The following is a 12013-nucleotide window of genomic DNA, read 5'->3' on the forward strand; positions in this document are numbered from 1 at the left end:
CTTTACGTGCAGCTTGAGGCTTGCCACTTGCAGCTGTTTTTACTGCGGGTTGGCACGGGTGCTGGACAGCAGTTGCTTCAGGTTGGCTGCCTTCGGCTTCACCAGCCAGAAGCGCCGCACGTAGTCGTCCAGGTTCTCCGAGAGCTCACGCCCCCACTCGCTGCCGGTTTCTTCCACATACTCGGCAAGGACGCGCGCCAGGTGGCTGCGGTAGGCCTCCATCGCTTCACCACTGATACGCTGGATTTCCACCAGTTCGTGGTTGAGCTTGTCGACGAAGCTATTGTCCATGTCGAGCACGTAGGCGAAGCCGCCAGTCATGCCAGAACCGAAGTTGTAACCGGTCTTGCCCAACACGCAGACAAAGCCGCCGGTCATGTATTCACAGCAGTGATCGCCAGTGCCCTCGACAACAGCGTGGGCGCCGGAGTTACGCACAGCGAAGCGCTCGCCCGCAGTACCCGCAGCAAACAGCTTGCCGCCAGTGGCACCGTACAGGCAGGTGTTGCCGACGATGGCGCTGTGCTGGGTTTCGAACGGGCTGCCGGCTGGCGGCACGATGGTGAGCTTGCCACCGGTCATGCCCTTGCCGACGTAGTCGTTGGCGTCGCCTTCCAGGTGCAGGTTCAGGCCACCGGCGTTCCACACACCGAAGCTCTGGCCCGCAGTACCCTTGAAGCGGAAGGTGATCGGCGCCGCAGCCATGCCCTGGTTGCCGTGCAGGCGGGCGATTTCGCCCGATACACGCGCACCGATGGAACGGTCGCAGTTGCAGATGTCGAGGTTGAACTCGCCACCGGCCTGGTCACGGATGGCCGGCATGGCCATGTCCACCATTTTCTCGGCCAGCTCGCCCTGATCGAACGGCGGGTTCTTGTCCACTTCGCAGAACTGCGGCTTGTCAGCCGGGATGTGCGAGCTGCCCAGCAGTGGCGACAGGTCCAGGTACTGCTGGCGCTCGGTGTCGCCTGGCAGTACGTCGAGCAGGTCGGTACGGCCGATCAGTTCGCCCAGGCTGCGCACGCCCAGCTTGGCCAGCCACTCACGGGTTTCTTCGGCGACGAAGGTGAAGAAGTTGATCACCATGTCGACGGTGCCGATGTAGTGGTCCTTGCGCAGCTTGTCGTTCTGGGTGGCTACGCCGGTGGCGCAGTTGTTCAGGTGGCAGATGCGCAGGTACTTGCAGCCCAGGGCGATCATTGGCGCGGTACCGAAGCCGAAGCTTTCGGCGCCGAGGATGGCCGCCTTGATCACATCCAGGCCGGTTTTCAGGCCGCCGTCGGTCTGTACCCGCACCTTGCCGCGCAGGTCGTTGCCACGCAGGGTCTGGTGGGTTTCGGCCAGGCCCAGTTCCCACGGGGCGCCGGCGTACTTGATCGAGGTCAGCGGCGAAGCACCGGTACCCCCGTCGTAACCCGAGATGGTGATCAGGTCGGCATAGGCCTTGGCCACGCCAGCGGCGATGGTGCCCACGCCGGCTTCCGCCACCAGCTTGACCGAAACCAGCGCCTGCGGGTTGACCTGCTTGAGGTCGTAGATCAGCTGGGCCAGGTCTTCGATCGAGTAGATATCGTGGTGCGGCGGTGGCGAAATCAGGGTCACGCCCGGTACCGCATAGCGCAGCTTGGCGATCAGGCCGTTGACCTTGCCGCCTGGCAGCTGGCCGCCCTCACCGGGCTTGGCGCCCTGGGCAACCTTGATCTGCAGCACTTCGGCGTTCACCAGGTATTCCGGGGTCACGCCAAAGCGGCCGGTAGCCACCTGCTTGATCTTGGAGCTGCGGACGGTGCCGTAGCGCGATGGGTCTTCACCGCCTTCACCGGAGTTGGAGCGCGCGCCCAGGCGGTTCATGGCCTCGGCCAGCGCCTCGTGGGCTTCCGGCGACAGGGCACCCAGCGAGATACCGGCGGAGTCGAAACGCTTGAGGATGGCCTCCAGCGGTTCGATCTGCTCCAGCGGCAGCGGCTGGTCAGCCACTTTCACTTTCAGCAGGTCGCGGATCATCGACACCGGGCGGGTGTCGACCAGCGTGGTGTATTCCTTGAACTTGGCGTAGTCGCCCTGCTGCACGGCGGCTTGCAGGGTGTTGACCACGTCTGGGTTGTAGGCGTGGTACTCGCCACCGTGAACGAACTTCAGCAGGCCGCCTTGCTGGATCGGCTTGCGCGCACTCCAGGCTTCGGCCGCCAGCAGCTTCTGGTCGCTTTCCAGGTCTTCGAAGCGCGCGCCCTTGATGCGGCTGGACACGCCCTTGAAGCTCAGGCCGACCACTTCCTCGGCCAGGCCGATGGCTTCGAACAGCTGCGCACCACGGTACGAGGCGATGGTGGAGATGCCCATCTTCGACAGGATCTTCAGCAGGCCCTTGGAGATGCCCTTGCGGTAATACTTGAAGACTTCGTCCAGGTCACCCAGCACTTCGCCGGTGCGGATCAGGTCGGCCAGCACTTCATAAGCCAGGTACGGGTAAACAGCCGAGGCACCGAAGCCCAGCAGCACGGCAAAGTGGTGCGGGTCGCGGGCGGTGGCGGTTTCCACCAGGATGTTGCTGTCGCAACGCAGGCCTTGTTCAGTCAAGCGGTGGTGCACTGCACCCACGGCCAGCGAAGCGTGCACCGGCAGTTTGCCCGGGGCGATGTAGCGGTCGCTCAGCACCAGCTGGGTCTTGCCAGCGCGCACGGCTTCTTCAGCCTGGTCAGCGATATTGCGGATGGCCGCTTCCAGGCCGACGCCCTCTTCATAGTTGAGGTCGATCAGCTGGCGGTCGAAACCTTCGCGCTCCAGGCTCATCAGCGAACGCCACTTGGCGGGCGAAATGACCGGCGAGCTGAGGATCACCCGCGAAGCGTGCTCCGGGGACTCCTGGAAAATGTTGCGCTCGGCGCCCAGACAGATTTCCAGCGACATCACGATCGCTTCGCGCAGCGGGTCGATCGGCGGGTTGGTCACCTGGGCGAACTGCTGGCGGAAGAAGTCGTACGGCGAACGCACGCGCTGCGACAGCACGGCCATCGGCGTGTCGTCACCCATCGAGCCGACGGCTTCCTGGCCCTGCTCGCCCAGCGGCCGCAGCACCTGATCACGCTCTTCGAAGGTGACCTGGAACATCTTCATGTATTGCTTGAGCTGGTCAGCGTCATAGCTGGCCACGCCCTGGTCGTCGGTCAGCGTCGCCTGGATACGGGTGGCGTGCTGACGCAGCCAGCGCTTGTACGGGTGACGCGACTTCAGGCGGTTGTCGATGGCGTCGGTGTCGAGGATCTGGCCGGTTTCGGTGTCCACGGCCAGGATCTGACCCGGGCCGACACGGCCTTTGGCCAGTACTTCCTCAGGCTGGTAGCCCCATACGCCGATTTCCGAGGCGATGGTGATGTAGCCATTGGTGGTGGTCACCCAGCGCGCCGGGCGCAGGCCGTTACGGTCCAACAGGCACACCGCGTGGCGGCCTTCGGTCATGACGATACCGGCCGGGCCGTCCCACGGCTCCATGTGCATGGAATTGTATTCGTAGAAGGCGCGCAGGTCGGCGTCCATGGTCTCGACGTTCTGCCAGGCTGGCGGTACCAGCATGCGCACACCACGGAACAGGTCGATGCCACCGGTCACCATCAGTTCCAGCATGTTGTCCATGCTCGACGAGTCGGAACCCACGCGGTTGACCAGCGGGCCGAGCTCTTCGAGGTCGGGGATCAGGTCGTTGGCGAACTTGGTGCGACGGGCCATGGCCCAGTTGCGGTTGCCGGTGATGGTGTTGATCTCGCCGTTGTGTGCGAGGAAGCGGAACGGCTGCGCCAGCGGCCATTTCGGCAGGGTGTTGGTGGAGAAGCGCTGGTGGAACACGCAGATCGCGGTTTGCAGGCGCTCGTCACCCAGGTCTGGGTAAAACGCCGCGAGATCGCGCGGCATCATCAGGCCTTTGTAGATGATGGTCTTGTGCGAGAAGCTGCAGATGTAGTGGTCGGCGTCGTGGGCGTTGGCCACCGACGAACGGCGACGGGCACTGAACAGCTTGATCGCGAATTCCTGATCGCTCAGGCCTTCACCGCCGATGAACACCTGCTCGATCTGCGGCAGGCGCTCCAGAGCCAGGCGGCCGAGCACGCTGGTGTCGATCGGCACCTTGCGCCAGCCGACCAGCTTCAGGCCGGCTGCGAGGATTTCGCGGTCCATGTTGGCGCGGGCTGCTTCAGCTTTGACCGGGTCCTGGTTGAAGAACACCATGCCGACGGCGTACTGCTTGGGCAGCTCGACGGCAAAGTGTTCCTGGGCCACGGCACGCAGGAATTGATCGGGCTTCTGCATGAGCAGACCGCAACCGTCACCGGTCTTGCCGTCGGCGTTGATGCCGCCGCGGTGGGTCATGCAGGTCAGCGCCTGCATGGCGGTTTGCAGAAGGTGGTGGCTCGGTTCGCCCGTCATATGGGCGATCAGGCCAAAACCACAGTTGTCCTTGAATTCTTCGGGATGGTACAGACCTGTTTTCATAGACACATTCTCACCAGGTTCACCTCTCAACGGAGGCAAATCTCTTTTTTAACAACCACTTACCATCCACGCCGATCAAACGCCAGCTTTTTTGCGGTGGCCATGGAAAACCATTGTTGCACAGCGACAGCGATGCCCACAAATTTTCATGTCTCACCATTGAAAATTTATGTCGCAATTTTGAATGTTTTTGCGCCATGCGCCGTGATAGCGGCTTGGCTCGAGTCTGAAGCGTTTCAGCCATGACTGCAAGTAAGGCTTGTGGCCGGCAGTCTGGGACAGAAAAGCCTGCCGCGTTAAAACGCAGCAGGCTAGTCGAAAGCTAGAATTCGCTTAGCTACTGGGCGGCGGGGTGATGCCGCCCGGAAGGTATCAGCGGGCCGAGGCCAGCTCTTGTTGGACGCTGGCGACGGTACGTGGCCAAGGTTTACCAGCCTGGACCTTCGCTGGCAAGTTCTTGATTGCCGCAACCGCTGCATCGCGGTTGGCGAAGCTGCCATAAGTCACGACGTACAACGGCTTGCCCTGCAGGTTTTTCTTGAAGTAGCGATAGTCGCCACCCTGGGCCTTGACGTACGCCTGGGCCGAGGCCTCGGAGCTGGTGCCGAGGATCTGCACCACATAGTTACCCGGCTTTTGCCCGGCGTACCAACCACCGCTGCCACCACCGGATGCCGCTGGTTTTTCAGCCGGCTTGGCGGCTGGCTTGGCCACGGCAACCTGGGTCGGTGCTGGCGCGGGCTTGGCAGGTGCAACCGGTTTGGCCGGCTGGGTTGCGACGGGTTTCGGCGCAGGTGCTACCGGCTGCACAGGCTGGGCAGGCACACTGGCGACGGGCTGGGCAGGCGCAGGTGCCGGGCCGGCCGGCACGCCTTGCGGCGGGGCAATGGTGGTCACGGTTGGCGGTGGATTGCCAGGCTGCAGGGCGGTGTCGCCTGCCGGGCTGCCTTCTTCACCTTCACCCATGCCTGCGGCCTGGGCCAGCGGTTCGCGCATCACCGGCTGGGACTGGCCCACCAAAGGCAGTGGCATCGGCTGGGACGAGCCAGAGAATTCGATGGCAGCACCTTGCTTGCCTTCGCCAAGCGGCAACTGGGCTTGGGCGGCTGGCGCATCGGCCGGCGCCTTGTCGCCTTTCTTGGGCATCAACACCGCGGCGCCAACGGCGACCACGACCACAGCGGACAGCGCGAGCACATGTTTTTTAGGCATCTTGAACCCCATGGATGGTCGCTTGGCCGTCGAGCGGCTGGCGATCATGGCTTCGATCAAAGTGTCACGGGCGACCTGGTTGATGTTGCCAGGCCAACCGTCGGAGTTTTCATGGATATCGACGATCTGTTCACGGCTGAACACCTCGATGCCCCGGCCAGCGCCTTCCAGACGCTGCTCCAGGTACTCGCGGGTTTCCTCTTCACTGTAGGGGGCGAGCTCAATGATGTGGAAGCGTTCTTCCTCGATATTGAGCTCATCCAACCCGGCAATCAGTGACGGTTCACCGAACAGGAACACATGCGGGCGCCCTTCCGGTACACCGGCCGCCAATTCCAGCAACGCTTGGAGTGCCGACTCGTCGAGTTGTTCCGCATCGTCTACCAGCAAATACACTTCCTGCCCGGTGAGTGCCAGCTGCACCACCTTGGACAGAATCGCCTGCACTTCAGCCTGGTCCACCCCCAGATCCTGGGCGACCTGAGCCAGCATGCCGGAAGCATCGCTTGCACTGCGGGCAGACACCACCACGCTCTGCACCGCCTGTTTGTTGGTACTGGCCACCAGGGCCTGGCGCAGCAGCGACTTGCCGCTGCCCAGCGGGCCGCTGACTACCAGCATCAACTGGCTGTAGCGCGCCAGGTGGTGCAACTGGCCAAGCACGGGCTTGCGCTGGGCCGGGAAAAACTTGAAGCCGGGCACGCGGGGTGCGAACGGATCGTGGCTCAACTGGTAATGGTCGAGAAAGGCCTCATCGGCATGCAAACTGGTCATTGCGCTGTCACAACCTCAAAGCTGGGCCACGATCGCGCGGTAATCCGCCGACAGCGTGGCCTGTAGAATCTCTTTCGGATAGTCGTCGGTCACCACGGCCTCGCCCATCTGGCGCAGCAGCACCAGACGCAGACGACCGTCGAGCACCTTCTTGTCGACCGCCATGTGCTCCATGAAATGCGCCGGGGTCATTTCCTGTGGTGGCACCACCGGCAAACCTGCGTCCTGCAACAGGCGGATTCCGCGATCGCGCTCGGCCTGGTCGATCCAGCCAAGGCGCATGGACATTTCCAGGGCCATCACCGTGCCCGCTGCCACGGCTTCGCCGTGCAGCCACACGCCGTAGCCCATGTGGGTCTCGATGGCATGCCCGAAGGTATGCCCCAGGTTTAGCGTGGCCCGTACGCCGGACTCGCGCTCATCCGCCCCGACCACAGCAGCCTTTGCTGCGCAGGAACGACGAATGGCTTCGGTCAGGGCTACGGGGTCCAGGCCGCGCAGGGCCTGCATATTGTCTTCGAGCCAGGCGAGAAACGGCTTGTCGCAGATCAGGCCGTACTTGATCACTTCGGCCAGGCCAGCCGAGAGCTCGCGCGCGGGCAGCGTTTTCAGGCTGGTGGTGTCGATCAGCACTGCATTGGGCTGATAGAAGGCGCCGACCATGTTCTTGCCCAGCGGGTGGTTGATACCGGTCTTGCCGCCCACCGAGGAGTCGACCTGCGACAGCAGGGTGGTCGGCACCTGGATGAAATCGACACCACGCTGGTAGCAGGCGGCCGCGAAGCCGGCCATGTCACCGATCACACCGCCGCCCAGAGCGACCACGGTGGTGCGGCGATCATGGCGGGCGGTCAGCAGGCCATCGAAAATCAGCTGCAGGGTTTCCCAGTTCTTGTAGGCTTCGCCATCGGGCAGCACCACTGGCAGCACCGAATAGGCGCCCAGGGTCTTGGTCAGGCGTTCGAGATACAGGGGCGCGACGGTCTCGTTGGAAACGATGGCGACTTGCCGGCCGGCAATGTGCGGCGCCAGCAACTCGGGCTGGTCCAGCAAGCCTTCGCCAATGTAGATCGGGTAGCTACGCTCGCCCAGGTCGACCTTAAGTGTCTGCATGTATCCCCACAATGTACTTGGGCGCGGCGCCGTTCGGGCAACCTGCGCGGTAACGTTGAACCTCGCCTCGGCGCTGGTGGCCGAGAATAGTCCCGGGTTAACGGGGCGGCAACTGCTGCAAGCGCTCGAGAATGTCGATCACCACCATGCGTGGCGGCCGCTCGTCGGTTTCGACCACCAGGTCGGCGATCTCGCGGTAGAGCGGGTCGCGCGCTTCTAGCAGGGCGCGCAAGGTCGCCTCGGGGTTGGCGGTGCGCAGCAGCGGGCGATTGCGGTCGCGCGCGGTACGGCCAACCTGCTGCTCCACCGAGGCGTGCAGGTAGATCACCCGCCCCCCCTGGTGCAATGCCTGGCGGTTGGCTTCGCGCATCACCGCGCCGCCGCCGGTGGCCAGGACCACGCCGTCAAGCGCGCACAGTTCGGCGATCATCGCTTGCTCGCGATCACGAAAACCCGGCTCGCCTTCCTTGTCGAAAATCCACGGGATATTGGCGCCGCATCGCAGTTCGATTTCCTTGTCGGAATCCTTGAACAGCAGGCGCAGCTCTTTGGCCAAAAGGCGTCCAATGGTGCTTTTACCAGCGCCCATGGGCCCCACAAGTATCAAATTTCGCACAGAATCAACGACTCACAGCAATCGCCTGGTCACTCATGATACGCGGAGTCAGGAAGACCAGCAGCTCGGATTTTTTCTCTTGTAATGCATCGCGTCGAAACAGCCGCCCAACATACGGCAGATCGCCGAAAAATGGCACCTTGTCGACCACATTGTTTTGCGAAGTCGAGTACACGCCACCAATCACGATCGTTTCACCGTCCGCCACGCGAACCTTGGCATTGACCTCGTTCTTGCGAATCGGCGGTACGTTGTTCAAGGCATTGACGTAATCCGGCTCGTCCTTGGTCACCCTGACGGTCATGATCACCTTGTTGTCCGGGGTGATTTGCGGTGTCACCTCCAGCGACAGCGAGGCTTCACGAAACGACACCGAGGTGGCGCCGCTCTGACTGGTTTCCTGGTAGGGCACCTCGGTGCCTTTGAGAATCCTGGCCGTTTCCTTGTCGGCCGTTACCACTTTGGGCTGCGAAATGATCTCGCCGTTGCCGCTTTTTTCCATGGCGCTGAGCTCCAGGTCGAGCAACACGTCGCCACGCAGCAGGCCCAGGCCGAGACTACTGCCCGCACGCTCCACGCCAAGATCGACAAACAGCTCCTGGCCCGGCCGCAAGTTTTCGCTATACAGCGGCCCGCCCCAGCGCACCCCGAGACTTTTCTCGTAATCGACGTTGGCTTCGACGATACGCGCCTCGATCGCCACCTGACGCACCGGCACGTCCAGTTGCGCAACCAGCTGCCGCAGTTCCGCCAGGCGGTCGGCGGGCTGGTACGCCACCAGTGTATTGGTGCGCTCGTCGACAGCCAGGCTGCCTCTGACAGTGAGGGTGCCGTCATCCGCCAGGCTGGTCAGCAATAGCTCAACCAGCTCGGCAGCCTTGGCATGATGGATCGGTATCAGCTCACGGCGTAGCGGCTGCACCTGAACATCCGGCTCCAGCCCCACCGGGGCATCGAACGGCTGCGCGGCAAACGCTGCCGCAGGTGCCACCAGCAGTACATTACCCTCCTGCCGCCGGGCCAGGCCCTTGCTTCGCAACACCAGGTCGAGTGCCTGATCCCAAGGTACATCCTGTAAGCGCAACGTGACGTTACCTTGTACGTCGTCACCCGCAACCAGGTTGACGCCCGCATAATCAGCCAGCACCTGCAGCACCGAGCGCACTTCCACATCCTGGAAGTTCAACGACAGGGGCTCACCCTGGTAAGGCATCGCCGACGCCAGCGGGATCGGCAGCAGGGCTGCCAACACCCATTTCATCAACATTTTCATTCCGGTCCGGGGCCTCCTTGCCCAGGCGCTTTGCAAGGGTGATGAACGCTGTGCGCTCGTGCCACACCCCCGCCATGAATAGCCGTTCGCGTACCTCGACCTGGTCTTGGTCGACCCGCTCCACCACACCGTGGTTACGCCCCAAACGCTCGCCTGCCCGAACCCTATAGAGCCTGCCAGCCGCCATCAGCAGCGCCTCGTGCGACATCCCGCGCGACAGGCTGCCGACCATTTCCAGTTGCGCCAACGGCACACTGCCCAGCCCGAAGCCTGCCATTCGTCTCGCTGCTGGTGTGAAGGGGTCGACCACGGGCTCTGGTGTGGCGGCCCTGGCCGAGGTGTGTGTAAACACCTCGGGTGCCGGCACAGGTGCGGCTGCCTCGAAGGCTTCTACACGCAGTTGCAGGCGCAAAAGCCTTGGCTGCCCCTCGACAATAGAAAGGTTGATGTCGCCACTGCGCAGCAGGCGCGCCTGGCCCAGCCAGGCGTGCAGCCATTGACGCAAGGCCATGTAAGGCCCCACCACCTGCACCTGCAGGGGTGTTTTGCGATAGCCTGCCTGCTGCTCGCTTTCATGCACATCGAGCCGCTCGACCAGTAGGCCATGGGCATGCCCCGACGAAGCCAGGCTGCCGAGCAAGTCGCTCATGTCCTCCCCGCTGGCCAGGTGCCAGTGAGCCTCCAGCAACGCCTGCTCGGCAACAACCCGCGCTGCCTGCAGTTGCTCCAGCTCGACCAGCTTCGCCGCGCTGGCTGACTGCTGTTCACCTAATGAGGCTTGCCTGGACGCCTCTTGCGCCTGTTGCTGGAGCGCTGCCGGCAGGCGCAACGCGCAACCCAGACCGAACACCAGCACAGCGACCATGGCTGGGGCCAGCCACCTGATACGCCTGGAGTGCTCGGCGACCGCCAGCCAGGCAAAGATCGGCGCCACATTCACGACCAGAACGCCGAAACGCGCGCGGCCAACAGAAACTCATCGCCACCCGGCACGCTCCTGATGCGCTTGAGTTCCAGGTCGAGCAGAACAGACGAATGCTCCAGGTCACGCATGAACTGCGCAACCACGGCGCCGGAGGTAGCCAGCCCGGCCAGCAGCAAGTGGCCGTTTTCCAGGCTGAGGTCAAGGAGCTGCACGCCCATCGGCAGCGCCCCTTCGAGGTCAGTGAACACATCACCCAGAATGCCCTGCTGAGCGCGCAAACGCTCGAGTGCAGTCAGACGCTCCAGCAGCGCCTGATGCTGTGCACGCACATCATCCAACGGCCGCAATTGCTCGGCCAGGCGATCGAGCGCGGCCTGTTGCCGGGTGTTGGACAGCGCCTGCTGCTGCCCGCGCTGACGGGCCAACTGGTCGACCAGCATCACCGCGCACAGCGCCAGAATGGCGCCAGCGACCAACCGGGAGCGAAAACGCCGAAGCGTGGCCTGGCGCTGCCGCTCACGCCAAGGCAGCAGGTTCAGTCGCATCATGGCCGCAATCCTCCATAAGCGAGGGCGCAAGCCAGCAGCATCGACCCGTCGACATGCTCAAGCCCGGCCTGGCCAGGCAAATGCCGGCACGTCGTTTTCAGTTGACGGCCCAGGCTTTGCAGCCAGTCAGGATCCAGCGAACAACTGCTGGTTACCCACAGGCCTGCAGGCAAATGCTCATCGGCAAGCAGCGCATGCAGCGCCTCCGACAGCGGCCCCATCCCCTTCTGCCCCTGCGTTTGCAATTCACGACGCTGGCTGGGCCGACCGGGATGCCAGTCATACAGAACCGCACCATGTGCCTCTACACGCAGTAATGCCGAGCCCTCGAAGCACCCCTGAGGCAACATGCGGCACAGGGCGATGTTATCGACCTCGACGGCTTCCAGCTGCAACCCTGCCTCGTCGACGATGGCCTCCAGTGACGCCAACGCACTTTGCCGGCATGCGGCCACCATCACCTCGGCGCATCCCGGTTGCACGCGAGACGCCCCCAACACCTGAAAATCCAGGGCCAGGTCCTCCAGCGGAAACGGAAACAGTCGCTCGGCATCGGCCAGCAACTGCGCCTCCAGTTCTACACCAGCCTGCTCCATCGGCAGATGACACAACTTGAAGATCACCTGGTTGGCGGGTAACGCCAACGCTACCCGCCGTTGCCTGAGACCACTGCGCCGGTAGGCACGACGCAAGGCTGCCACCACCGCAGCGGGCTCCATAGTCCAATCCTTGCCCGCCGCTGACTCGAACGGTTCCTGAGCCGAGGCAAGCACCCGACAACGCCGGCTGCGCCGCTGAAGCTGCACAACCCGAACAGCGTCCGGTGCAATTTCTACCCCCACCAGTGAACCGGCATCCTTGCCGAAGCGTCCTAACATCGCGGCTTCCTTGCTGCGTGTCGCAGCGATCTGTCGCAACCCCGCGGCAACACTGGGCCGGGGCTGCTCATCGGGACGACGGGCAGCCTGGCCGGTAACCCGGAGAGGCGAAAAAATGCTTATAATGCCCAGCGTTTTCTGGTCCGCCGGACCTGCGTGCAATCCACTCTCAACCTGGACACCGAAAAG

Annotated in this window: 8 protein-coding genes; all 8 read right to left on the reverse strand. The window is 63.3% G+C overall.

Going from position 1 to position 12013, the window contains the following annotated elements:
• Positions 1–39: 39 nt before the first annotated feature.
• The gene (gltB, locus tag QQ992_RS26375; RefSeq protein WP_286111631.1) at positions 40–4485 is read right to left on the reverse strand and encodes a glutamate synthase large subunit; all 4446 of its coding nucleotides are present in this window, start codon (positions 4483–4485) and stop codon (positions 40–42) included.
• Positions 4486–4857: 372 nt separating this feature from the next.
• Positions 4858–6471, reverse strand: coding sequence for an SPOR domain-containing protein (locus tag QQ992_RS26380; protein WP_105946441.1), 1614 nt, complete (start codon positions 6469–6471; stop codon positions 4858–4860).
• Positions 6472–6486: 15 nt separating this feature from the next.
• Positions 6487–7584: a 3-dehydroquinate synthase gene (aroB, locus tag QQ992_RS26385; RefSeq protein WP_028698446.1), complete on the reverse strand. Its 1098-nt coding sequence runs from the start codon at positions 7582–7584 to the stop codon at positions 6487–6489.
• A gap of 97 nt (positions 7585–7681) precedes the next feature.
• Positions 7682–8200 carry a shikimate kinase AroK gene (aroK, locus tag QQ992_RS26390; RefSeq protein WP_028698445.1) on the reverse strand — a complete coding sequence of 173 codons (519 nt, stop codon included), beginning with the start codon at positions 8198–8200 and terminating at the stop codon, positions 7682–7684.
• A gap of 4 nt (positions 8201–8204) precedes the next feature.
• Positions 8205–9473 carry a type IV pilus secretin PilQ gene (locus QQ992_RS26395; RefSeq protein ID WP_286111632.1) on the reverse strand — a complete coding sequence of 423 codons (1269 nt, stop codon included), beginning with the start codon at positions 9471–9473 and terminating at the stop codon, positions 8205–8207.
• Positions 9397–10398 (reverse strand): pilus assembly protein PilP, encoded by a 1002-nt coding sequence (locus QQ992_RS26400; RefSeq protein WP_286114007.1) that lies wholly within the window; start codon positions 10396–10398, stop codon positions 9397–9399. Before QQ992_RS26400 ends, QQ992_RS26395 begins: the two co-directional genes overlap by 77 nt.
• 11 nt (positions 10399–10409) lie before the next feature.
• On the reverse strand, positions 10410–10946 hold the full coding sequence (locus QQ992_RS26405) for a PilN domain-containing protein (protein ID WP_286111633.1): 537 nt from the start codon (positions 10944–10946) through the stop codon (positions 10410–10412).
• Positions 10943–11824 (reverse strand): type IV pilus biogenesis protein PilM, encoded by an 882-nt coding sequence (pilM, locus tag QQ992_RS26410; protein WP_286111634.1) that lies wholly within the window; start codon positions 11822–11824, stop codon positions 10943–10945. The genes QQ992_RS26405 and pilM overlap by 4 nt, the downstream gene beginning before the upstream one ends.
• Positions 11825–12013 lie beyond the last annotated feature (189 nt).

It is taken from the genome of Pseudomonas kurunegalensis, assembly GCF_030291635.1.
In the GTDB taxonomy this organism is placed as follows: domain Bacteria; phylum Pseudomonadota; class Gammaproteobacteria; order Pseudomonadales; family Pseudomonadaceae; genus Aquipseudomonas; species Aquipseudomonas monteilii.

What these genes read in the sequence shown, in the direction of transcription:
- gltB (WP_286111631.1), bottom strand. Translation starts at nt 4,485, where the DNA reads ATGAAAACAGGTCTGTACCATCCCGAAGAATTCAAGGACAACTGTGGT.
- QQ992_RS26380 (WP_105946441.1), bottom strand. Translation starts at nt 6,471, where the DNA reads ATGACCAGTTTGCATGCCGATGAGGCCTTTCTCGACCATTACCAGTTG.
- aroB (WP_028698446.1), bottom strand. Translation starts at nt 7,584, where the DNA reads ATGCAGACACTTAAGGTCGACCTGGGCGAGCGTAGCTACCCGATCTAC.
- QQ992_RS26395 (WP_286111632.1), bottom strand. Translation starts at nt 9,473, where the DNA reads ATGAAAATGTTGATGAAATGGGTGTTGGCAGCCCTGCTGCCGATCCCG.
- QQ992_RS26405 (WP_286111633.1), bottom strand. Translation starts at nt 10,946, where the DNA reads ATGATGCGACTGAACCTGCTGCCTTGGCGTGAGCGGCAGCGCCAGGCC.
- pilM (WP_286111634.1), bottom strand. Translation starts at nt 11,824, where the DNA reads ATGTTAGGACGCTTCGGCAAGGATGCCGGTTCACTGGTGGGGGTAGAA.